Genomic DNA, 23,646 nt, shown 5'->3' with positions numbered 1-23,646 from the left:
GGTGTCAGCACAACCTGTCGAGCGTTCCGGCGATCTGACACCGGCTCCGGCTAACGAATTGTCAATACCGGTGCCCACCACGTGGTGGGTGCTGATTGCGGGTGTGATTGGCTTGGCCGCCTCGATGATGTTAACAGTTGAAAAGATCAGGATTTTGCTCAACTCGGCTTACGTGCCGTCGTGTAATGTCAACCCGATCGTCGCATGCGGCTCGGTAATGAACACACCGCAGGCGTCCGTATTCGAATTTCCCAATCCGTTGCTGGGTATCGTGGGCTTTACTGTCGTGACTGTCACCGGTGTGCTCTCGGTCGCCGAAGTGTCACTGCCGCAATGGTACTGGATTGGACTGGCGGTTGGTACATGGGTTGGTGTGGGGTTTGTGCATTGGCTGATTTTTCAGAGTCTGTACCGCATCGGGGCGTTGTGCGCCTATTGCATGGTGATCTGGACTGTCAGCGTGTCGCTACTGGTGGTGGTCAACGCCATCGTGTTTCGTCCGCTGCTTGAGGGCCTGACTGGCCGGACCAGCACCATAGCACGGGGAATTTACCAATGGCGATGGTCGATTGCCACGCTGTGGTTCATTACGGTGTTTTTGCTGATCATGGTGCGGTTTTGGAACTATTGGCAGACACTTTTTATGAGTTACTGGCTTTAGGGGCACGCGTGTTCTCCAAAGTGTTGGTCGGCTAATCGCAGGGAGATCGCGATCTGCGCCTCCCGTGCTGCTTACGAATCGGGTGTAACCACGGTGGCAGTGTATCCTTACGAGGACAGCAATTCGCTGCATCGATTTAAGGGCGGCGAGTCCTACCATATTGGCGACGTTGGTCATCCAGTGCGGGTGCCTAACCGCCCATCGATGAAATTGTCGACGCGGCTCGTCGTATTGGCGCCGGCGCCTTCTACCCTGGCTACGGGTTTTTATCGGAGAATCCAGAGTTGGCTGCGGTATGTGCGGCCCCAGGCATCACCCATTTCGGCACCACCGCCGAAATGCTTAAGCTGACAGGAAATAAGTCTTGGGCGATCGCTGCGGTCCGTGAAGCCGGCCTGCCCGTGCTCATTTGTCGGCACCGTCAGCCTTGGTCGATGCGCTGGTGTCGGCCCTGGAGTCGGGATAGATCGGCATTCGGTTTCCGTTGTTCGTCAAAACAGTTGCCGACGGTGGTCGAGGTATTCCCCGAGTCAGCGATGCCAGCGTGCTGCCCGAAGCGATCGAAGCCGCCAGCCGAGAGTCAAATCCCTGTTCGAGGATCCGATGGTCTATCTCGCACAGGGAATACTGCGGCCATACCATATCGCGATGCAGATCCTTGCCGACAACCTCGGCAACGCGGTCCACTCCATATTTGCGTGATTGCAGTGTGCAGCGTTGTCATCAACAGGTCATCGAGCTAGCGTCCACGCCAGGCTTGCCCGTTGAATTGCGCGACAAATGTGCGCAAACGTGGGGCCGTGTTTGCCCGGCATATTGGTTACAGTTAGGCTGGTGTGGGAGCGTGTCTGCTGGGTGAGAGCGGCGAGTATGTCTTCATTGAGATGAGTCCGCGGACTCAGTTGGAGCACACAGTAACTAAGGAGATCGCCGATGTCGATCTGGTTTCTACCCAGCTGTGGATTACCTTTAGAGCGTTGCTAGACGAGCTGGGTTTAGGCTAGCAGGACACTCGGTCGCACGTCGTCATGTTGTCGTGCCGCATCACCATCGAGGATCCGGTTAACGGTTTTAGGCCCGAAACCGGCTGGATCAGCGTGTACCGTACCCCGGTGGGGTAGGCATCCTGTTGGACGGCAGCACTAACCTCGGTGCCGTCAGTCAGCGCGCACTGCGATTTCATACTGGTCAAGCTGACCTACTAGGCTGTGATTTTCCGACGGCGGTAGGCAGGGCGCGCCGAGTGATTGCGGAGTTCCTGATTCGTGGCGTGTCGATGAATATTCTCTTTTACAAGCGGTCCTGGATGCCCCGAATTTTCGATCCGGCCGACTTAACCACATCGTTCATCGACGAGTGGCCACAGTTGCTGACCGTGCGCACCTCGGTCGATCGCGATACCAAGCCCTCAACTATCTAGCCGATGTCACCGTCAACTGACCGCATGGCTTGCGGCCGTCAACGGTGTACCCACACAACAAGCTGCTCGACATCGATCTACAAGCTGCGCCACCGAACGGAGCTAAGCATCGATTGGTTGGGTTGTTGTCCTAGCGTTTTACGTGCTGGTTGCGGGAATTGGTGGTGGTAGAGTTTACTGACGCCGATGTTTTGCTGCGCCCACCAAGCGCTGCTGGCTATCCGAGTGCGTGTCAGCGGGTTGGCTAGGGTGGCAATCTATCTCGCCTAGATCATGCCATGGCTGTGGTGGGTGGAGGGGTGGGGACTGCGCGACGTACGACGTGGCACTGCGCGTTTCCTCAAGGAGGCTCTCTGGGAGCGGCTGGCTATGCTGCGTGTTGTGCTGCCCCAACATTTGTCTGCAGATGCTGTTGCGGGGCTGCAACACGATCGGGCTACACACTGTATCCTGAGGTGGTTGTCTACGATGTTCGTAGCGAAGGCAACAGCAGCCGGCGTTGACATCTTCCGAATCTTTTACGCGCTCAACACTGTTCAGTCGATGCGCTAGGATATCGACGCGGTAGATGAAACTATTTCTGCAATAGCAGAAGTCGCGATGTTCTACACCGGTGATTTGTCCGACCGGGGGAGCGACTCTACGCGCTTGATTACTATTTGAACCTGGCCGAGCAGATCGTGGGTGCTGGCGCACACGTGCCGGCCATCAAGGATACGGCCGGACTGTTGCGGACACCAGGACCACGACAGTTAGTCGTTGCGTTGCGCAGTTGTTTCGTTCTGTTCGTGCACGTACATATCCATGACACACTGGAGAGGGCAGCTGGTCAGCTACATAGCCTCTTGGTACGCGGACGCCGTCGACGGTGCTGCCGTGCAGCTAGCAGGGACAACGAGTCAGTCCGCGCTGAGCTCGACTTGGCCGCTACGGCGCACACTGAGTGCGACCTGCCGTACTTCGCCGTGTGCACATTGGAGCAGTACTGGGAATTAGTAAGAAAAGTGTGAGCACCCTTTGAATTTGAGCTACCTGGTTCAACAGGATGGGCATATCGCCATGAAATTCTGGGTGGCCAATTATCGAATCTGCGTCAGCATGCGATTGCGCTGGTTCTGGTGACTCGATTCGAGTAGGCCTATGTGGGGGTCGGCTGTGTGTTGGGCAGATTGATCAAGGTCACGCCGACGTCTAAGGTGGTCGGTTATCTGGCGCTGGTGTTGGTTGTCGTTAAGGTTAAGTGCAGACGAACTTGACTCGGATCCAGTGCGATTCGATATCCCAGGTTTGGTGATGGGGTTTCTGCAGGGCGAGTTTGGTGATCTGTACGGCGGCTGGCCGGAACCGCTGCGCGCGACGGCGCTGGCCGGCTGCGCTTCGGCCAAGCCCAATGCGGCAAATAGCCAGCGACGATGAGGTTGCCCTAACCTTGGCCGGTCCCAGGCGTCAAGCCACGTTAATAAGTATGTTGTTATGCCTTTTTCTGGCAAAGGAATTTGAGGAGCATCCAAAAACCTACGGTGACACTTCGCAATTGTCGGTCAACCAGTTCTTTTGCGGCCTTCACTAGGATGAAGAGCACAGGCTGGAACTGGAGCGCGGGTTTGACTGTTGATCGGGCTCGAGGCCACCTCCGATCCCGACGAGCATGCTATGCGGACGGTGATTTGTATCGTCAACGACCAGCTGCAGCCGGCACCGGTGCATGACCGTCGCATCAGCAACTCGGTTCCGGCTGCCGAGAAGGCCGACCGCGGTAATCCTAGACACACTGCGACACCATTCGCTGGAGTCGTCACTATGGCAGTGTCCGTTGATGTCCAAGTCAGTGTTGGCCAGGCCATCGCCAGCATCGGGGTGATGAAGATGGAAGCTCCGATCACTGTCCCGAAGGGGGCTGTTGTGGTGCGGGTGGTGTCTAGTACCGTCGTAATTGAGGGCGGAGAGTTGCTGGTGGTGCTGAACTGACCCGGATCATTGGTGGTGTAGCGCGGGGAAGGCGCATTGTTGTTCCACGGCGGGGGGCCAGGCCGACCACCGATCAGGTGCGCGAGTCGCTTTTCAACATCGTTGCTGCGCAACGGGAACTGACCGGTCTGGCAGTACTAGACCTTTACGCCGGATCGGGTGCGCTCGGTCTGGAGGCGCTGTCGCGCGGAGCCGCGTCGGCGCTGTTCGTGGAATCCGACCAGCGCACTGTTGCTGTCATCGAGCGCAACGTGACAGCCTTAGGTCTGGTTGGCGCCAGGCTGCGCTGCGGTCCGGTGGCAACTGTCTTGGCCGCCGGGACTGAGTCTCCGGTGGATCTTATGCTGGCCGATCCGCCCTATGCGATTGACACCGCTGAGGTCGAAGCGGTGCTGGCCATGTTTACCACCCACGGCTGGGCGCGGCCGGGAACCGTCGCGGTGATAGAACGTGGTGTCGCGAGCGTGCCGTTGACCTGGCCTGCCGGATGGAGTTCGTGGCAGTCGCGTGTGTACGGTGACACCCGTCTGGAGCTTGCTGAATTGGCCTGATCCGCCGTGTAGAGTTTCGATCGTGAGCGGTGTGGTATGTCCGGGGTCATTCGATCCGGTGACGTTGGGCCACATCGACGTATTTGAACGCGCCGCGGCTCAGTTCGACGAGGTGGTGGTCGCGATCCTGATCAACCCTGTCAAGAAGGGTATGTTCGACCTCGACGAGCGGATCGCGATGATCAATGAGTCGACGATGCACCTGCCTAACTTGCGCGTGGAGGCCGGAGAGGGATTAGTGGTCGCCTTCGTCAGGTCTCGCGGAATGACGGCCATCGTGAAGGGCCTGCGCACCGGAACGGATTTCGAATACGAGCTGCAGATGGCGCAGATGAACAGACACATCGCGGGCGTCGACACTTTCTTCGTCGCGACGGCGCCGCGGTATTCGTTCGTATCGTCGTCTTTGGTCAAAGAGGTTGCGATGTTAGGCGGTGACGTTTCAAAGCTATTGCCGGAATCGGTGAACTGTCGATTCCGGGAAAAGATGTCCAGCAGTAGTTGAGACCGCGGTCAGAACACGATGGTTTGGGTTGTCGTGAAACGATAACGCGGTCCTAGCAGTGTCGGACGATGATGATCGTCAGTTTTTGGGCCTCGGCGTGGATGTCGCGGATGTCTAGATGTGTATGAATGTCCCGCTCGATGGGCGTACCAGCTATGGGGTCCCTTTGTTTTCGTTGTCGGTGCGAAACAGATTTTCGGGGTGCCAGAAGGTGTTAGTTTCGGGCTTTGTCGTTGTCGAAGGTCGTGAGGTAATGACGGGCGCAGTCGGTCTAGGAGGATGATGTCACTCATTGGCATGATGCTGCTGCCAGGTAAGTGCCTTGCTGGTCTCCGATTGCAACTTTTGAGCGTGGTAGATACGATGATGGAAGGCTGGTAACCTATTGTGCTGGAACAGCTTCTCGGGTGCCGACAGGGCGCTTAACGCGGGATTGAGTAGGATGATCCCGTTCGTGTTGATGGGGGTGCCATTGTCCGGTGGGGTTGGTGGGCTGGCGCCGCATGTAGGCCCATCTCCGACGGTGGCTGTGTTGTTGTCAGTGCACGATCCGCTACCACATAAATTAATTTACACAGAAAGTCGAATGTGTGCTTGGCCACGGTATGTCGGAAGTAGGTCGTACAGCCACGCAGGATCTGGTTGATTCGCTTCAGCGTGGCCCCCAGGGGTGGCTGTGATGTTCTGCGGGTTAGCGTACGGATCTTGGCCTTCATCGACCTCAATGGTCGGTGGGCGATCAAGGTTTAGGTGTACCATTACTGCTTTTCAGTGTCACTGAATGTGGCACCCAAGAAAGTTGAACCCCTGACTTATGTGTACGGTTTTGGCCTCGGATAGGTGCAATCCCATTGGTTCGAGCACTCGAGGTGATGTCTTTGCGTAGTGTTTCGATGTGGCTTTGAGGTCCTTTGACTAGCACCACGAAATCGTCTGTGTAACTAACCAGGAGCCAGTTCGGCAGTCCTTTCTAGCCACGCCTTGGTGTGCTGGTCAACATTGGGTCGCCTGGTTTCTGTGGCATATGCAGGTGCTCATCGAGTACCGACGACGTTATGTTGGCCAGCAGTGGGAACAGATGATGCCTCCTTGCGGTGTGCCGGTATGGGTGTCCTCGTGGTCGCCGAGTTCGGTGAGGATCCTGGCCTTGAGGAACGACTTGACCAGCTGCAGCACCCGCTTGTCTTTGATCCGCTGGAGCACCCGGTTCATCAGGGCCGGGTGGTCGACTGTGTCAAGGCATGTCTCAATATCTGTGGTCTAACACCCATCGGTATTTCTGGGTGGTGAGCAGATGGATCTCGGCGATGGCGTCGTGTGTGTGATGTGCGGGCCGAAACCCGCACGATACCGGCTCGAAGTCGGTCTCGAAGATGCTTTCCAGCACCAATTTTAGCGTCACCTGGAGGACGACATGGTCGGCCACCGTGGGAATCCCCAGCAACAGCATCTTGCCCGCCCTGCTCAGTTTGGGGATTTGTGTATCCTGCACTGGTTGAAGTTGGCACTGCCCACTTTTGAGCGGTGTGCGTAGCCCGCCTAGGAACACCGGGACTTTGACCTCGGAGTCGATACGGCCCACAGTCAGCCCGTCCGATCCCGCTGTACGGGCCACTCTGGTTGGTTGCACCCCGATCAAATGCCACCACCATGGTGACTGGGGAGGAGACGAAATTGAACAGATCATCGCACCAGCGGTCGGGATCGGCTGCCGCCCACCGGTAAAGCTTGGCCTGCATCTCCGATCCTTGCCGCTAGGGTCCCATCAGGGTCTGTTCGTATGGAGCACCACCATTCAGCGGCGCAATCTTCCAGCATGACAGTCTCTTATACCTTTGCGGATTCCGCTGTTCTCCTTGACCAGTAGCCGCCTTTCCCGACCTCGGACTACTACTGCGGTGGCTCCGTCTCACTCCGAACCGATCGGCCGACGGCGCGCCTAGTCCCAGCACCGCGCTGGAACGTGGCATCAAGGCGGGAACCGGGTGGTTCTCGTGTTCACGTGTTGATCGCTTGACGAAGGAGGCACCCGATTCTGCCCATACAACATCGCCGTGGCTACAACCCGCAACACGTCAACACGGTCTTTTCATCAGCGAGAACAAATCTACAAAGAATTCCCTACGACCCTAAGGGAAGTAAGTGCGCAGAGTCTCCGACCCCTATTCGCTCAGATTTGAGGCGATACACCATCGGAGGGGCATAGTTAACGCCGGCTTCTTCCGTATACCTTTCCGTCTCGCTCGCCGGACCCGCCCCATCCGGGGGTACTAGAACGTCCAGCTTGTTAGGGCCGCTTGCCACTTTCCCTCATACCTACCGCACCAGGCTGCCCTCAGCTTCGCAGTCCTGCTGCGACAGAACGACCGTGCAGCTCTTTTACCCCCAGTCGATCAACAAACACCTCAAGACACACATCCGCATCGGTATAGCTACCCATCTGGGTTAAGGCAGTCAGCAGCGAGTGATTGGCCAGCCCGGCCAGCTGGTCGGGACGAAACTTGGTGTTCAGAGCCGCCAATGCGCCTTGAACTGTTAGTGAGTTTCGATGTCAACAAAACTGGGTAGCCGGCGAAAGAAGTTTCGGGTCACCTGTACGTGGGGCTGGTACCGATGACTCGTCACTTTGGGTCGTGGCGGTAGCGGTCAACAGCGGTGGCAACGGTTGACCGGTCAATGCGTGCTGTTCACCGAGATCGGCAGCCTCGGCCACCTGCCGGTTGGCCCAGGCGCCAGTGATGTGCAGTCGCTCGCCAACGCTGGGGGCAGTGTGCCGCTCAGCTCTTCGGAGTCGGACTGCTCTGCGATCTGATTGATCAACCTCACGTTCGACCGGTAGTTAACTGGCGGCGTGCCGTTGAATACAAGCTGCAACAGGGTCAACCGTTCCCGCGTGGTCAATGCGTTGAACGAGAGCCCTGTCAGCCGCGACATCGTACATCGAGCACGACAAAAGCCACTGTAACCTACTTGCAGTTACTCGAAAATGTGTGCGAGTTATATCGCTAAGGACTGACACGCGGAGAAGGTGTCCACAGGGAAACACGGCTGTTAGTGGTGATGATCCTGGTGATCATGCTCTGGGGCGGGAGAGCCACCCATCATGCGCACTATCGACAGTCCCTCCAGGTGACGAACCGGGCCACCAACAGTGTTGCGATAACGACAAATAACGATGTTGAACGAGGTAGTGTAGTTTTACAAGTTTGTCGCTTACATGACCGTGCCGCCGCGCTGGTCTTGAAATGCAATACGTTGTGCCGAAAAGTAATTCGACAAGATACCCGGACGCTGCCGTTGCGGCATAGCAAAGTGGCGGATAGCATCAGCATCATTCTGGTGCCGTAGTACCTTGCGGTAGATATTCAAGACCGGCAGTATCAATTAATTAGGTCGGCGAAGATAAACGCGATAACACCGCCGAAATTCGAAACAGATGTCTTCGTTCCATAGTACTTCGGCAAGTGGTGCATTGCCGATTGAGCGGATGAAAGACACGGTTGCCACGATCGGTCCCCACAACAGCTACCCTGACAGGGTGATCGGCGAAAAAGAATTTTTGTCAAAATGATTTTTGAGTACCCACGCCGCGATGGCGCCAGCGAGCAGCAGATCGACAACGAGGTCGTGCAGAATGGCTAGCTACTCCATTATGAACATAAACATTTATGTGAGACCGAGGTAGAACCCTGGGGCGAAAACAGTCGCCGCCACAGTTTGCCATAGCCTTTGGAGCCCTCGCTGCTGATGGACACGTCCATCAGGGCATCGGTCTTTCATCGAGCCAGCGATGCCCTGCTTGGCTTGCTGGCGGGCGGTGTCGATGAGTCGGGAGCGTACACAGCCGGAATAAAACGGCCAGTATTTATGATCATCGGCAGCTCGCCGATCAGCTCTGCGGTGCTGAATTGCCAACCTACCAGCAGGGCCAAGACAATACTCAACTCCATCACGAGATGATTGGTTGGTAGCCGGTATCAAATGTCATGATGGCGATAAAATTGGCGCTCTTGCAGAACAGTGATCGAGCCAATACTACTGCGGTACCATCGCAGTGGGTGGTATTGGGTCGACGGCCCGCGCCAGAGCGTATCATGTACCCCCCCTACACCTACAGGTATAATTTCAACCCCGGGCTCGGGCTGGTGTAATGTAATTGTAATTGACCATGTCGGCACATGGGTGGCTGTTCAGACCAAATGTCCGACACACCGAGCCAGCAGCATCGTGATAGCGGTAACAGCAGGCACACTGGTAACAACCAACGAGGCCAGGAGGGTGTGGTTGTGTACCGAGTCTTTGAGGCGCTGGACGAGTTGAGTGCCATTGTCGAAGAAGCCCGAGGCGTGCCTATGACCGCGGGCTGTGTGGTGCCTCGCGGCGATGTGCTGGAACTGATCGACGATATCAAAGATGCGATCCCGGGTGAGCTGGATGACGCTCAGGATGTGCTCGATGCGCGTGATTCGATGCTCAACGACGCCAAGGCGCACGCCGATTCCATGGTGTCCTCGGCGACTACTGAGTCGGAGTCATTGTTGAGTCACGCGCGCGCGGAGGCTGATCGGATCCTGTCTGACGCGACATCGCAGGCTGATCGGATGGCCAGCGACGCACGTCAACACAGCGAGAGGATGCTTGGGGAGGCGCGTGAGGAGTCGATTCGCATCGCGACAGCAGCTAAGCGCGAGTATGAGGCCAGCCTCAGTCGTGCCCAATCCGAATGCGACCGGTTGATCGAAAACGGCAACATCTCCTACGAAAAGGCTATCCAAGAGGGAATCAAGGAACAGCAGCGCCTGGTGTCGCAAAACGAAGTGGTACAGGCGGCCAACGCCGAATCCACCCGGCTCATCGACACGGCTCATGCTGAGGCTGACCGGCTGCGCGGCGAGTGCGACATCTATGTCGACAACAAGCTCGCCGAGTTCGAAGAGTTTCTCAACGGTACGATTCGTTCGGTCGGGCGCGGCCGCCACCAACTCCGCACGGCGGCTGGTACGCACGATTACGTGACACGCTAGCTCTCTGCCAAGCGCCACCGCCACGACGAACGGTGACTGTTATTTGGTATTATGGCGCCGTCGATGGGTGCCGTAGAATTTCTATCATGGCTCGGCAGCATAGTGTCACGACGCAACGGAATCCGATCTTGCCGTTAGTGTTCGACATCACCCCGTTGGGGCGACGGCCGGGAGCGATGATCGCCCTGCAAGAAACCGTGCCCAGCTTGACGCGCATTGGACTGGAGCTGGTCGCGATCGAGTGGGGTACGCCGATAGACCTCGACTTGCGAATGGAGTCGGTGTCGGAGGGCGTGTTGGTCACTGGGGTGGTGGCTGCTCCTACGGTAGGTGAGTGTGTCCGTTGTTTGACCGCGGTCCATGGACACGTGCAAGTCACTTTGACCCAACTGTTTGCCTATCCCGACAGTGCAACGGAGGCGACCACCGAGGACGATGCGGTAGAATACGTCGTCGGTAACACGATCGATCTTGAACAGTCCATAATCGACGCCGTAGGGCTCGAGCTTCCGTTCGCGCCGACGTGCCGGTCGGACTGCCCTGGATTATGCGCAGAATGTGGTACTTTGCTGGCTTCCGAGCCCGGTCATCGCCATGTCCGCATCGACCCGTGGTGGGCTAAGTTGACTGATATGTTGGCGTCCGACGTCCCGCAGACATCGGAAACGGATGGATTGCGGAGTAAGCGGTGACCCAGCCTCGACAAGCTTTGCTCGATGCGTTCGGTGTCGATCTTCCTGACGGGCTACTTTCGCTGGCGTTGACGCACCGCAGTTATGCCTACGAGCATGGCGGGTTACCGACCAACGAGCGGCTGGAGTTTCTTGGTGACGCTGTCCTGAGCTTGACCATTACCGATGAGTTGTTCCATCGCCACCCCGACCGTTCGGAAGGGGATCTGGCTAAGTTGCGGGCCAGTGTGGTCAACACCCAGGCACTGGCTTACGTTGCGCGCAATTTATCCGATGGGGGTCTAGGCATCTACCTGCTGCTGGGCCGCGGCGAGGCAAACACTGGGGGAGCGGATAAGTCGAGCATCCTGGCCGACGGCATGGAATCGCTGCTGGGTGCGATCTACCTGCATCACGGTATCGAGGTGGCCCATCAGGTGATCCTACGGTTGTTCGGCACGCTACTGGATGCTGCGCCTACACTGGGAGCTGGGTTGGATTGGAAGACCAGCTTGCAGGAGCTAACAGCGGCACGCGGCATGGGCGTGCCATCGTACGTGGTGACCTCCACCGGTCCGGACCACGACAAAGAATTCACCGCAGTCGTCGTCGTGATGGACACCGAGTACGGGTCGGGTATCGGCCGTTCCAAGAAAGAGGCTGAGCAGAACGCCGCGTCAGCGGCTTGGAAAGCGCTCGACGTACTGGATGGCGCCGGGAAAACATCCGTGTAGTCGATGGTGATGACTCGTTGCGCCCGGCTTCGCCGCGTTTGCGATCATCACTACCATGCCTGAACTGCCCGAAGTAGAGTTGGTGCGGCGTGGCCTGCAGGACCATATAGTGGGCAAGACGATTACTGCCGTTCGGGTGCACCATCCGCGCGCTGTGCGCCGTCATGTTGCTGGATCAGCTGATCTCACGGCCCGGCTGCTCGGTACCCGGATTAACGGAACCGATCGGCGCGGCAAATATCTGTGGTTCTTGCTGGACACAGACACTGCGCTCGTGGTGCACCTCGGCATGAGCGGACAGATGTTGCTGGGGACCGTGCCTCGTGTCGATCACGTTCGGATCTCTGCGCTGCTCGACGACGGGACCGTGTTAAGCTTCGCGGATCAGCGGACCTTCGGTGGATGGCTGCTAGCCGACCTAATGACGGTGGACGGCAGTGTGTTGCCGGTGCCTGTCGCCCACTTGGCACGTGACCCGCTCGATCCGCGGTTCGATGTCGAAGCTGTGGTGGAAGTGTTGCGGCGCAAGAATTCCGAGCTCAAGCGCCAGCTTCTCGCTCAAAAGGCAGTATCTGGAATCGGCAACATCTACGCCGATGAGGCGCTGTGGCGGGCCGAAGTGCATGGCGCGCGGATCGCTGCCACGTTGCCCCGTCGGCAGCTGGCCGCGGTTTTGGAGGCAGCCGCCGATGTTATGCGCGACTCGTTAGCTAAGGGTGGGACTTCGTTCGATTCGCTGTATGTTAACGTCAACGGCGCATCGGGGGACTTTGACCGATTGTTGGATGCCTATGGCCGTGAAGGCGAAGGCTGTCGGCGCTGCGGCGCGGTGATGCACCGGGAAAAGTTCATGAACCGCTCGTCGTTCTATTGCCCTAGATGCCAACCGCGGCCCCGTCGGTAACTTCGGCTGCGCACACGTCGCGATCGACGTTGGTATGGTGCTCTATACGAACTTTTCCACGCTGTTGTCGATCTCGGTGCAAGGACCACCTGGTAGAAAAAGAAGCCATGATCGAACTGTGGGTCGAACGCACTGGAATGCGCCACTGTAACAGAATACAGCTTGCGAGATGCGCCGGTACTCGTCGGCTCCGAGGACGTCTACGGCGTGTTTACGCCCGTTAAATTGCTTAAATCAAACTCACCCGCGAAGCCTAGGGTGTTGTTGATTTTTGTGTGGTTGAGGGGTGTGGTGGGTTATGTGGTGGGGATCGGTGGTGTGGGTTGTGTTGGTGGTTTAGGGTTGGTCGCGGCGTAGGTGGGCTGCTTGCAAGGGCCGCCGAGTAGTTGGTGTTGGTCACCGGCCGCGACATCGAAGCTGGCGATGCTGGGGGTGCGTCTGGTGTGGCGGGTGGCCGGGGATCAGTTGCGCTTTTCTGGTGATGTGTTAGCCCGCCACGCGCACAAGTCACCAGATCACGCCGTGGATGGCTTTTATCTTCCTTCCGCGGTCGATCCCCACAAAAAGTCAAGTACTGCCCTAGGCTAGAGCACCGCCGTACGCGTCATCACCGGCTGCGAGGTCATCGACGAACTGTGAAACCAACACGGCACCAACACAGCCAACCACAACACAACAACGGTGATCACCTAAAACATCGGGTGGTTTCACACAGTGCAATCGATAGGTATCGCCCGACTCGGCACATATCATATCGCCGTTCAGGACTGGTAAAGCTGCCACACTGCTTTCCTCAACACCGGGGTCGTGGCACCCTGCACTGAGTATGCAAAAACAATATCACATGCGATATTGCTTTTGCAGTTTACATCACGTGCCGTTTACAGCGGGATGTTCTTGTGGCGACCGCGGCGGGCAGGTGACTGGGCCAGTGCTTCGGTTAGTTTACTGCGGGTATGTGCCGGGTCGATCTTCTCGTCAACCACACCGATATCGATGGCACTGTCCACGCCGCCAGCGATGCGCTCATGTTCGGCAGCTAAGTCGTCATGTAGCGCTTCCCGCTCGTGGTTCGGTGCTGCGGCTAACTTGCGCTTGTGAAGGATGCCGACGGCCGCCTTGGCACCCATCACCGCCACCTCGGCGTCCGGCCACGCGAACACCTTTGTCGCATTCAACGAGCGAGAATTCATCGCAATGTAGGCCCCGCCGTAGGTTTTTCGGGTAACCAGCGTCACACGCGGAACGGTGCACTCACCGAACGCGTGAAGCAGTTTAGCGCCTCGGCGCACCACGCCGCCCCACTCCTGGTCAACCCCCGGCAGATAGCCAGGGACATCGACGATGACCATCAGCGGGATCCCGAACGCGTCGCAGAGTCGTACGAAACGTGCTGCCTTCTCGGCGCTTTCGGAGTTCAAACAACCGCCCAGCCGCAACGGGTTATTGGCCAGTACACCCACTGTACGGCCGGACAGCCGGCCTAGCCCGACCACCATGGACGGTGCCCAATTCGTCTGGAATTCGTCGAAAGGCGTGTCTTCGTCCAGGATCGCGGTCACGATTGGGTGTACGTCATAGGCTCGTCGGGACGATTCGGGCAGCAACGCGTGGATATCGGTGTCACCAGCTTCGGCCTTGCTACGGTCGAAATGACCTTGTTGGCAGAACAATCCGACTAACCGGCGGCCGCGCTCATAGGCGTCGAGTTCATCGTTGGCAACGATGTGGCACACCCCGGACTTCTTGTGGTGGGTCTCTGGGCCACCGAGCGAAGCCATGTCCACGTCCTCGCCGGTGACGCTGCGTACCACGTCGGGCCCGGTGACGAACACTCGACCTTCTGGCGCCATGACGACGACGTCGGTCAGCGCCGGTCCATAGGCGGCGCCGCCGGCAGCGAAACCGACGACCACCGAGATCTGCGGAATGTACCCAGATGCGCGGATCATGGCCTCGAACACTTGTCCGACTGCGTGCAGCGCCCGCACTCCCTCGGCTAGCCGGGCCCCGCCCGAATGCCAGATGCCTACGATGGGGCTCTGCTCCTCAATAGCGGTGTCGTAGGCGTTGACGATGTGTGCGCAGCCTTCGATACCCATGGCGCCGCCCATGACGGTGCCGTCGGTGCAGAACGCGATGGTGCGCACACCGTTCACGGTTCCTGCCGCAGCGAATACGCCGGACCGGTTACGCTCGTGCAGCGGTTCGATGCTGTCATCGTCGAAGAAATTGCTCAGACGCAATAACGGATCGCGGGGGTCAATGGGCTTGCCCACCACCTTTGGGGCCGTGATTGCCATCGCAGGTCTCCTGTTTCAGTGGTGTTTTGGTCAGTAACAACCGAAGGTGATCGCTACGTTGTGACCGCCGAATCCGAACGAGTTGTTGACCGCATATCGGTAATCACCTGGCCGTGGTTTACCCGCTACCACGTCCAAGTCAATATCTGGATCGAGGTTTACCAGGTTCAGTGTCGGTGGGATTATCTGGTCACGCAACGCGAGCACAGTCAAGATTGATTCCACCGCGCCGACTGCGCCCACCGAGTGGCCGAGGGCAGATTTGGGTGCGTACACCGCCGGTCGGTTGTTGCCGAGGGCTTTGTTGATGGCTTTGGCTTCGGCCAGGTCACCGACCTGGGTACCGGTGGCATGGGCGTTGACGTGGTCGATGTCGCTCGGACTGAGGCCCGCGAGGTGCACAGCACGCGCGATCGCATGCCCGGCACGTTCCCCGTTGGGGTCTGGTGCCACCATGTGGAAGCCGTCCGAGGTGATGCTGGCCCCCATGATCCGGGCCAGGATGTTGGCGCCGCGCGCCTTCGCACTGTCCTCGGTTTCGATTAACATGAGCGCGCCGGCTTCGCCGAACACGAAGCCGTCGCGGTCTCTGTCGAACGGGCGACAAGCACCAGCAGGGTTGTCGTTCTTGGTGGACATTACTATGCGCATCTGGGAGAACCCGGCGATTGGTACGGCCTCGATCTTTGTTTCCACACCACCACAGATCGCCGAGTCGGCTTCGCCGAGCACGATCTGCCGCCACGCATGGGCGATGGCCTCGGAACCGGATGCACACGCCGACACAGGCGTCATCACCCCAGCCTTGGCGTGGCGCTCCAACCCGACGGCCGCAGCCGCACCGTTGGGCATGTACTTCTGCACGGCCAGTGGCGAGACTGCCTTCATTCCGCGCGCACGCATATCGTCATAGCTGAAGACCAACTCCTCGGCCGAGCCCAACCCGGTGCCGATGGACACCATCAACCGATTGGTGTCCACTTCGGGTGATCCGGCGTTCTCCCACAGTCGCCGGCTTAGCACGGTGGACATTCTCTGTAGGTACCCCATCCTCCGCAGCTCGACGCGGGTCAGCTGGTGGTCGAACTCCTCCAACAAATGTCCACCGATGCGAACCGGTAGGTCAAACTCCTTGATGAATGGGTCGTCGAGCATACGAATTCCACTTTGGTTGTCGAGCAACAACTTCCACGTAGTCTCCGCGTCTGTTGCTAGCGCAGTCGTCATCGCAATGCTGGTGACGACCACATTGGGAAAAGCTTTCCCTGTAACCAGCTCCGGCGATGTGGTCATTAGTCTAGCGATCATTCCTTCCCGTGCTTAGTAGCGCCCAAAAGCGAGTGCCACATTGTGGCCACCGAACCCGAAGGAGTTATTGATCGCGTAACGGTAGTTGCCGTAGCGAGGTTCACCTGCGACAATGTCTAGGTCGATCTCGGGATCTGGGGTTTGGTAGTTCAGTGTGGGTGGGATGACACCGTCTCGAAGGGTCAGTACCGTCAAGATAGACTCAAGCGCGCCGACCGCGCCGATTGAGTGGCCCAGTGCTGACTTTGGCGCATACACCGCAGCCTGTTCGCAACCGGCGACCCGGATGGCGTTGGCCTCCGCCTTGTCGCCGATCGGCGTTGCTGTCCCGTGTGCGTTGACGTGGTCCACGTCCTTCGCCGACAAACCTGCCAGCTCCAGCGACCGGGTCATTGCCCGCCCGGCTTGCACGCCATCGGCCGCGGGCGCCACCATATGAAAGGCGTCCGAGGTGATGCCTGCACCAAGCAGCCGAGCCAGCGGCTTGACGCCGCGGGCCTTGGCGTGCTCCTCAGTCTCGATGAGCATCAGGGCTCCGGCTTCGCCGAACACAAACCCGTCACGATTCTTGTCGAATGGCCGAGATGCCCTCTCGGGGTCGTCGTTGCGGGTTGACATGGCCCGCATCATCGAGAACGCCGCGATAGGCAGCGCCTCGATCGGGCCCTCGACACCGCCGCAGACGGCGACATCTGCATCTCCCATGATGATCTGGCGCCAAGCGTGTGCGATTGCCTCAGAGCCAGACGAGCAGGCCGACACCGGTGTCATCACTCCGGCGCATGCCCCAAGCTGCAGCCCGACGGTTGCCGCAGCGCCGTTGGGCATGATCATCTGAACGGCTAGCGGGGACACCTTACGGGGCCCGCCCGCGTTCATCAGGTCGTAGCTCTCCACGATTCGTTCGGCGCCACCCAGACCGGTGCCGACCACGACGCTGAACCGGTCGGGATCGACTTCCGGGCTGCCGGTGGACTCCCATAGCTGACCGCTGAGTAGCTTGCTCATCCGCTGTACGTACGACATGCGTCGCAGGTCCAGGCGGCCCATATGGTTATCGACTGGCTCCTTGAGGTGGCCGCCGATCTTGACTGGCAGGTCCCACTTGGTGATGTACTCGTCTTCGAGTACGTGGATGCCGCTCTCGCCGGCCAACAGACCCTTCCACGTGCCTTCGATGTCCGGCGAGATTGACGTCGTTGCTGTTACGGCAGTCACCACAACACTGGGGAAATCGTCATTACCAGTGGAAGGCATGATTATTTGCTTTCTGCTTCCAGCCTTGACTGAACGTTCGCGGCGGCCTCGGGGTTCTCCGAGACGATCTTGGCGCGCAGCGCCTCGGCGGCCTCAGGATTCTCTTCTTCGAGCTTTTGGATGTAGGCGACAACGTCACCGACGGTACGCAGACCTGCGAGGTCTTCGTCGGGGATCTTGACGCCGTACTTGTCCTCGGTCTGGACGGCGATCTCGACCATCGACAGCGAGTCAATGTCTAGGTCGTCGATGAACGACTTCTCCGGGGTAATCTCGGACGGCTCGATGCCGGTCACCTCTTCGATGATCTCGGCGATACCGGCAATAATCTCTTCCTGGGTGACGGCCACAGTCTGCTTCCCTTCGTAATGTGTTGTGTGCAAATCGGATTGATTTGCTGTTTAGACCGGTGTGGTTGTTTTGGCCATTGCAAATGGCAAGGTCGGCGGTTAGAGGTTCGCCAACTTGTCCAGGTCTGCGGGCGACTTGACGGCGCGCGTCGTAACCCCCCGAAGCTCGCGTTTGGCGATTCCGGTGAGAGCGCCCGCGGGCGGGAGCTCCACGATCGCCGTGACGTTGTGCTCACGCAGCGTTACGTTGCATAGATCCCAGCGCGCTGGGTGAGTCAGCTGAGAAATCAGGGTCTCCATCCCGGTTGCTGCCGACGCGACCGGTTTTCCGTCGCGGTTGGAGAGCAGCATCGCGATGGGTTCGGCGGTCGTGATGCTGGCCGCCGCCTCTGCGAAGCCGTCAAGAGCCGCGGTCATGAACTCGGTGTGGAACGCTCCGGCCACATCCAGTGCTCGCACCCGAGCCCTGGCTGGCGGGTCTTCGGCAAGCTTTTCTAGCGCGGTCAGTCGACCGGCGGCGACAATCTGACCGGCGGCGTTGCGGTTCGCAGGAACCAGGTCAAGTTCCTCGATGCGATTCAGCACGTCGGCTTCGTCGCCGCCGAGCACAGCAGACATGCCGGTCGGCTCGATGGCGCACGCCTTGGCCATCTCGGCGCCGCGGGTTGCGGCTAGCGCGACTGCATCATCGGCGGCGATCACACCGGCGATCGAGTACGCTGCGATCTCGCCGACGGAATGTCCGGCCACGATGAGGTTGTCGAGGGCATTCTCAAACACGGCATGCTTGGCCAGCTCCTGATGAGCCAGCAAGGTGGTCGCAACAATCAACGGCTGGGCGACAGCGGTGTCGGTGATCTCATCGGTCGAGGCGGTTGTGCCTAGACGCGCCAGATCTAAGCCACTCCCTTTCGACCAGGTCGCGATCTGGTCTGCGGCGCCGGGGAGTCCCAGCCACGGCGATAGCATTCCCTCGGTCTGCGAGCCCTGTCCGGGTGCAAGTAACGCAATCACGTGTCTAAGAGAACACTGTGAAGACGGTTTTGCGGGGTGTAACAGATTATGAACCTCGTCTTAGGTTTTTGTATATAACCTACAAAACTGTTCGGTAAGCTACGGGTTTGGTATCTTATTGCGATCTGGGGTTGCTATCGTCCTGACGATGTCATGGAACCCCGCGTGACCGGTAGTTGTGCCTGGGGCATTGTCTTTGGGTCGGCATTCGCGTGATGCGTCGGATAGTTGAGCTTACCCACTGTCGCTGCCACTCGCAGGACATATGCATCGCGCGGTAAGGTGGGGTCCTGTCCGGTGAAGTCTGTTATGCGCTTGAGCCGGTAACGTACTGTGTTTGGATGGACGAACAACTTGCGAGCGCAGGCCTCAATTGCGCCGCCACAATCCAGATACGCGTCGAGTGTCTTGGTGAGCGTCGGCCCGGCATCGGTCAATGGCAGCATCACGTCGGTATGCAACGCCACGATCGCTGATGCATCCCCCATTAAGGCGCGTTCCGGCAGGAGTTCTCTGGCCTGCACGGGTCGCGGCGCTCCACTCCACCCGGCAACGGCGTTCATCCCGGAAACCGCCTCGCTTGCGCTGTGGTAGGCGGCAGTCAGCATTGGCGCTGTTGGTCCGATGACCACCGGTCCGTCGGAGAACGCGTGCAGCAGGTCACTGAAAAATTTGTCAGTCGGCGCTAATTGGCCGGATATGATCGCCACCAACCAGGTACCGTGTACGTCGGTCAGCGCCGCGCGGCCGTGGCGGGCGGCGATCTCGCGGACTTCCTGGCTGGCTCGTTCGCTGCTGACCTCGCCGTTTGGGCCGTCGTGGTCCGGTGTTGGGGTGCCGACCACAACCGTCGCTGGTGCGGTTGTGTCCCAGTTCAACGCGGCCGCGCGAGACAGCAGCTCGGGGCCGGTGTCACCGCGCACTACTGCGTCGACGACGCTGGCCTCCATCCGGCTGTCCCAGGTGCCGCGCGCTTCGGCCGCGTCGGCATACGCCGTGGCGGCGGTGAACGCCAGGTCGCGGCTGTACTTCAAGATACCTACGGTGAGTGCCGTCAACTGCTCTTCGGAACGGGCCAGCAGCGGCACAACTTCTTCGAAGAACTCCATGGTGACTCGCACCATGTCCACGGTATGGCGTAACGCGATTCGTCGGGCCAGATCTTGGGGCACCAGTTCGAACGCCTGCGCGGTGTAGCTCACGTCGCTGTGCGGGTTTTGCATCCATTCGACGAAGTTGACCACCGCTGTCTGCACCACCAGCGTCACGCTGGCGCGCTGGGATGCTTCCAGGTCGACGAAGAACGGCAACCGTTCTTGCATAGCTGTGACCGCTTCAGTAGCTAGCCGGCCCGAGTACTGCTTCAACCGTCGTAGCAGCGAATCGGGCACGGTGTCCAGTAGTTCGAGCGGCGACCTGCTAGGCGCTGCAGGCGCAAAATGATTGTGATTCACTCCTAAAAGCTACGCCAGATTTGTGGAAGTTTCCCCCAAAGCCATGCTCGGCTCTTACTGTTGTCTTACCGGGGACCGGATTATGCTAGTTCTAAGCTTCCAGTCCCGGATTCGATGTCTGCTCTGGGGGGGCGCAAGTCGTCGATCTGGTATTGACGTACGGCCGCGACCGGCACCGACGGGTCTATCTCACCGTCACGTGCCAGCGCCTCCAATACCGCTACAACCTGTGATTCGGCATCGGTGTTGAAATAGCGCCGAGCGGCCGGACGGGTGTCGGAAAAACCGAACCCGTCAGTGCCCAGCGTGACGTAGGTGCCAGGAACCCATGGCCGGATCTGTTCGGGCACTGCGCGCATCCAGTCCGATACGGCGATTACCGGTCCGGCGTTATCTGAACGGGCTTCGGATAAGACCTGGGTTACGTAGGGGACGCTCGTCGGTTGGTCGGGGTAACGCAGCCGGGCCGTGTCGATGGACATCCCTTCGCGGTTCAGTTCGCCCCAACTGGTCACCGACCATACGTCGGCAGCGACATCCCACTGGGCGGACAGCATCTCGGCTGCCGTCAATGCCGCGGGCATTGACACTCCGGAGGCCAAGATGTGCGCCTTGTTGGAACGTTCCTCCTTAGCCGTGTGGTAGCGGTACATTCCGCGCAGTACGCCGTCGGGATCGAAGTTCTCTGGTTCGGGTGGCTGTGGGTATGGTTCGTTGTAGATGGTGATGTAAAAGAACACATTTTCCGGGTCCTCCCCAAACATTCGGGCCAGCCCGTTTTCGACGATATAGGCGATTTCGTAGGCGAACGCCGGGTCGTACGTGACGACTGCCGGATTGGTGGCCGCTAACAGCAACGAGTGGCCGTCGGCGTGTTGTAGTCCCTCGCCGGTCAGCGTGGTACGTCCCGCGGTGGCCCCGAGTAGGAAGCCGCGCGCCATTTGGTCGGCTGCAGCCCACAGGCCGTCGCCGGCGCGCTGGAACCCGAACATCGAATAGAAGATGTAGATTGGAATCATAGGCTCGTTGTGCGTCGAATACGATGTGCCTGCTGCGATGAATGACCCCACCGACCCGGCCTCGTCAATTCCTTCGTGCAGGATCTGTCCGACTTCGCTCTCCGTGTACGCCAGCATCAGTTGTGCGTCGACAGCAGTGTACAGTTGGCCGTTGTGGTTATAAATCTTCAACGACGGAAACCACGAGTCCATGCCGAACGTGCGCGCTTCGTCGGGAATGATTGGGACGATCCGTGGGCCGACTTCTTTGTGTCGCAACACTTCTTTGAATGTGCGTATGATCGCCATGGTGGTCGCGATTTCCTGCTGACCCGATCCGGTCTTCAACGCGGCGTAGGTGTCGCGGCCGGGAAGCGTCAGTGCTTTGGACTTTGTCCGGCGCTCGGGCAGGAAACCTCCGAGAGCGCGGCGCCGGTCGAGCAGATAACGGATTTCCGGTGAGTCGGGGCCGGGGTGGTAGTACGGTGGCAGGTAAGGATTTTCCTCCAGTTGGGCGTCTGAAATCGGAATCCGCTGGGTATCGCGAAACTCCTTAAGATCTTCCAGCGTAAGCTTTTTCATTTGGTGAGTGGCATTGCGGCCCTCGAAATGCTTGCCCAGCGCGTAGCCCTTGATGGTCTTGGCCAGGATCACTGTTGGTTGTCCCCTGTGGTCGACGGCAGCGCGGTAGGCGGCGTAAACTTTACGGTAGTCGTGACCGCCGCGCTTGAGGTTCCAGATCTCCTGGTCGCTCATGTGTTCCACGAGCGCCTTGGTGCGCGGGTCGCGCCCGAAGAAGTGGTCGCGGACAAAGCGTCCATCGTTGGCTTTGTATGTTTGGTAATCACCATCAGGGGTGGCGTTCATTAGGTCGACCAGGGCGCCGTCCCGGTCGGCATGTAGCAGCGCGTCCCATTCACGGCCCCACACTACCTTGATGACGTTCCAGCCGGCTCCGCGGAAGCATGACTCCAACTCCTGGATGATCTTGCCGTTGCCACGTACTGGACCGTCGAGGCGCTGCAGATTGCAGTTGATCACGAAGATCAGGTTGTCCAGGTCTTCGAGGGCTGCGACATGTGCGAGCCCGCGGCTCTCGGGCTCGTCCATTTCACCGTCGCCTAAAAAACACCACACGTGCTGGTCGGAGGTGTCCTTGATGCCTCGGTCATGCATATAGCGGTTGAACCGTGCCTGGTAAATGGCGTTGAGCGGACCTAGACCCATCGATACGGTGGGGAATTCCCAGAAGTCGGGCATCAGTCGTGGGTGCGGGTAGGACGGCAACCCGCCGCCGGGATGACTGTGCTCCTGGCGGAAACCATCAAGCTGGTCTGCGGACAATCGGCCTTCCAGGAAGGCGCGTGCGTAAATTCCGGGGGACGCGTGACCCTGGATGAACACCTGATCTCCGCCGCTGGGATGCGACTTGCCCCGGAAAAAGTGGTTGAACCCCACCTCGTAGAGCGCCGCGGACGAAGCGTAGGTCGAGATATGACCACCGACGCCCACACCCGGTCGTTGCGCGCGGTGCACCATAATTGCCGCGTTCCATCTGATCCAGGTACGGTAGCGACGTTCAATGTCCTCATCGCCGGGGAACCACGGCTCGAGCTCGGTTGGGATGGTGTTGACGTAGTCGGTCCATGTCAGCGCCGGGATCGTCACTCGCTGCTCGCCGGCTCGCTCCAATAGTCGTAGCATCAGGTATCGTGCCCGCGACGGCCCCGAGCGTTCCAGCAATTCGTCGAAGGACTCCAGCCACTCCGCTGTCTCCTCGGGGTCGATATCGGGCAAATACGAGGCCACACCTTCGCGGATCACCTGAACGCGGTCGGAATTGTTTGCGCTACTCGGGTTTTTGGCCAGATCCGGGCGCGCGAACTCGGTTGTCAACGCACTACTCCTGTAGTTGGCGGGGGCTTAGCTGGGATGATGCCTTTGGGGCTATCTGAACCATCGCCCCCTATCGTGCCGCACCGGTATTTCGGGCCGTTAGCCGCCCCGGTTGCCCTTGGAGGTCCTCGAGTGAGTGCCGTGACGAGACCGTTTGTCGACCCGAACTTGATGCGTCGCGAGCGGTCGGAATTGTGATCCGGCAACGTCACAAGTTGTGCTCATTGCATGGCGTGTCATCCCGCGCAGGCACGTGGGGAACGGTCCTAATCGAGGCCTAAGGTGAGGTGCGCTGCTGCTCGGCGGTAGTGCGGCGGCCTTGATGGGTCTCGTGGACTGTACCGTCCTCATTGATGGCACGGCGAGCTGTACACCGTGGTAGCTTCGGACTAACCGCGCCTCGGTGTCCGAGTAGTTGTCGACTGCGGCGGCGACGTCTAGCATCCAAAGAGTTGCAGTGGCAACAATTGCTGACCACCAAGGCAATTCGAGCTCGTGCGACTCGTTTGCTATCACCAGCAGCTTCGCAATCGACAAAGTAAACACCTTTGTTTGGGCGTTCAATCAGGGCCGCAACGATGCAACGTTGGTCCGAACGAACGCCCGGCCATAGACATGCTGAACGACA

Annotated in this window: 18 protein-coding genes and 4 pseudogenes; 10 read left to right on the top strand and 12 right to left on the bottom strand. The window is 59.0% G+C overall.

Annotated elements, in window-relative coordinates:
* Nucleotide 1 precedes the first annotated feature (1 nt).
* From MLPF_RS04335 to coaD, 4 genes and pseudogenes are all read left to right on the top strand, one after another.
* Complete coding sequence (locus MLPF_RS04335) at nt 2-661, top strand: vitamin K epoxide reductase family protein (RefSeq protein ID WP_045843306.1); 660 nt, start codon at nt 2-4, stop codon at nt 659-661.
* Between the two features lie 8 nt (nt 662-669).
* Nucleotides 670-4,049: pseudogene (locus MLPF_RS04330) on the top strand (pyruvate carboxylase).
* Nucleotides 4,046-4,600 (top strand): 16S rRNA (guanine(966)-N(2))-methyltransferase RsmD, encoded by a 555-nt coding sequence (gene rsmD / locus MLPF_RS04325; RefSeq protein ID WP_082082388.1) that lies wholly within the window; start codon nt 4,046-4,048, stop codon nt 4,598-4,600. The pseudogene MLPF_RS04330 and the gene rsmD overlap by 4 nt, the downstream one beginning before the upstream one ends.
* A gap of 22 nt (nt 4,601-4,622) precedes the next feature.
* Nucleotides 4,623-5,105: a pantetheine-phosphate adenylyltransferase gene (gene coaD / locus MLPF_RS04320; protein WP_045843304.1), complete on the top strand. Its 483-nt coding sequence runs from the start codon at nt 4,623-4,625 to the stop codon at nt 5,103-5,105.
* Between the two features lie 422 nt (nt 5,106-5,527).
* On the opposite strand, the gene MLPF_RS17085 is transcribed toward coaD, so the two are convergent.
* From MLPF_RS17085 to MLPF_RS04300, 5 genes and pseudogenes are all read right to left on the bottom strand, one after another.
* On the bottom strand, nt 5,528-5,821 hold the full coding sequence (locus MLPF_RS17085; RefSeq protein WP_082082387.1) for a group II intron maturase-specific domain-containing protein: 294 nt from the start codon (nt 5,819-5,821) through the stop codon (nt 5,528-5,530).
* A gap of 445 nt (nt 5,822-6,266) precedes the next feature.
* Nucleotides 6,267-6,711, bottom strand: a pseudogene (locus tag MLPF_RS04315) (reverse transcriptase domain-containing protein); the annotation flags it as partial.
* Nucleotides 6,712-7,440: 729 nt separating this feature from the next.
* Entirely contained in the window at nt 7,441-7,626 is a 186-nt protein-coding gene (locus tag MLPF_RS04310; protein WP_045843303.1) for a hypothetical protein, read from the bottom strand.
* A 152-nt stretch (nt 7,627-7,778) separates the two neighbouring features.
* Entirely contained in the window at nt 7,779-8,006 is a 228-nt protein-coding gene (locus MLPF_RS04305) for a hypothetical protein (RefSeq protein ID WP_237817239.1), read from the bottom strand.
* A 150-nt stretch (nt 8,007-8,156) separates the two neighbouring features.
* Nucleotides 8,157-9,201: pseudogene (locus MLPF_RS04300) on the bottom strand (permease); the annotation flags it as partial.
* 190 nt (nt 9,202-9,391) lie between these two features.
* On the opposite strand from MLPF_RS04300, the gene sepIVA reads away from it, so the two are divergent.
* From sepIVA to MLPF_RS04270, 6 genes and pseudogenes are all read left to right on the top strand, one after another.
* Entirely contained in the window at nt 9,392-10,129 is a 738-nt protein-coding gene (sepIVA, locus tag MLPF_RS04295) for a cell division protein SepIVA (RefSeq protein WP_045843323.1), read from the top strand.
* A gap of 86 nt (nt 10,130-10,215) precedes the next feature.
* Complete coding sequence (locus tag MLPF_RS04290) at nt 10,216-10,821, top strand: YceD family protein (RefSeq protein ID WP_050039192.1); 606 nt, start codon at nt 10,216-10,218, stop codon at nt 10,819-10,821.
* Nucleotides 10,818-11,534: a ribonuclease III gene (gene rnc / locus MLPF_RS04285; protein ID WP_045843300.1), complete on the top strand. Its 717-nt coding sequence runs from the start codon at nt 10,818-10,820 to the stop codon at nt 11,532-11,534. The genes MLPF_RS04290 and rnc overlap by 4 nt, the downstream gene beginning before the upstream one ends.
* 55 nt (nt 11,535-11,589) lie before the next feature.
* A complete protein-coding gene (mutM, locus tag MLPF_RS04280) occupies nt 11,590-12,438 on the top strand; it encodes a DNA-formamidopyrimidine glycosylase (RefSeq protein WP_045843299.1) in 849 nt (282 codons plus the stop codon).
* 107 nt (nt 12,439-12,545) lie between these two features.
* Nucleotides 12,546-12,672 (top strand): annotated as a pseudogene (locus tag MLPF_RS04275) (OsmC family protein); the annotation flags it as partial.
* Between the two features lie 123 nt (nt 12,673-12,795).
* Nucleotides 12,796-13,026, top strand: a complete 231-nt coding sequence (locus tag MLPF_RS04270; RefSeq protein WP_237817102.1) for a hypothetical protein — start codon at nt 12,796-12,798, stop codon at nt 13,024-13,026.
* Nucleotides 13,027-13,319: 293 nt separating this feature from the next.
* Here MLPF_RS04270 and MLPF_RS04265 read toward each other — a convergent pair whose 3' ends face one another.
* The 7 genes from MLPF_RS04265 to aceE form a co-directional block, all read right to left on the bottom strand.
* Nucleotides 13,320-14,741: an acyl-CoA carboxylase subunit beta gene (locus MLPF_RS04265; RefSeq protein ID WP_045843293.1), complete on the bottom strand. Its 1,422-nt coding sequence runs from the start codon at nt 14,739-14,741 to the stop codon at nt 13,320-13,322.
* 30 nt (nt 14,742-14,771) lie between these two features.
* Nucleotides 14,772-16,034, bottom strand: a complete 1,263-nt coding sequence (gene kasB, locus MLPF_RS04260) for a 3-oxoacyl-ACP synthase KasB (RefSeq protein ID WP_193386753.1) — start codon at nt 16,032-16,034, stop codon at nt 14,772-14,774.
* A gap of 27 nt (nt 16,035-16,061) precedes the next feature.
* A complete protein-coding gene (gene kasA, locus MLPF_RS04255) occupies nt 16,062-17,312 on the bottom strand; it encodes a 3-oxoacyl-ACP synthase KasA (RefSeq protein WP_156147151.1) in 1,251 nt (416 codons plus the stop codon).
* Complete coding sequence (acpM, locus tag MLPF_RS04250) at nt 17,309-17,656, bottom strand: meromycolate extension acyl carrier protein AcpM (RefSeq protein WP_045843298.1); 348 nt, start codon at nt 17,654-17,656, stop codon at nt 17,309-17,311. Before acpM ends, kasA begins: the two co-directional genes overlap by 4 nt.
* Nucleotides 17,657-17,755: 99 nt before the next feature.
* Complete coding sequence (locus MLPF_RS04245) at nt 17,756-18,670, bottom strand: ACP S-malonyltransferase (protein ID WP_045843290.1); 915 nt, start codon at nt 18,668-18,670, stop codon at nt 17,756-17,758.
* A 134-nt stretch (nt 18,671-18,804) separates the two neighbouring features.
* Nucleotides 18,805-20,124, bottom strand: coding sequence for a PucR family transcriptional regulator (locus MLPF_RS04240; protein WP_045843289.1), 1,320 nt, complete (start codon nt 20,122-20,124; stop codon nt 18,805-18,807).
* 80 nt (nt 20,125-20,204) lie between these two features.
* Nucleotides 20,205-23,018 (bottom strand): pyruvate dehydrogenase (acetyl-transferring), homodimeric type, encoded by a 2,814-nt coding sequence (gene aceE / locus MLPF_RS04235; protein ID WP_082082386.1) that lies wholly within the window; start codon nt 23,016-23,018, stop codon nt 20,205-20,207.
* Nucleotides 23,019-23,646: the final 628 nt, after the last annotated feature.

It is taken from the genome of Mycobacterium lepromatosis, from assembly GCF_000975265.2.
GTDB lineage: Bacteria > Actinomycetota > Actinomycetes > Mycobacteriales > Mycobacteriaceae > Mycobacterium > Mycobacterium lepromatosis.
This window is presented reverse-complemented; position numbering and strand designations above follow the sequence as displayed.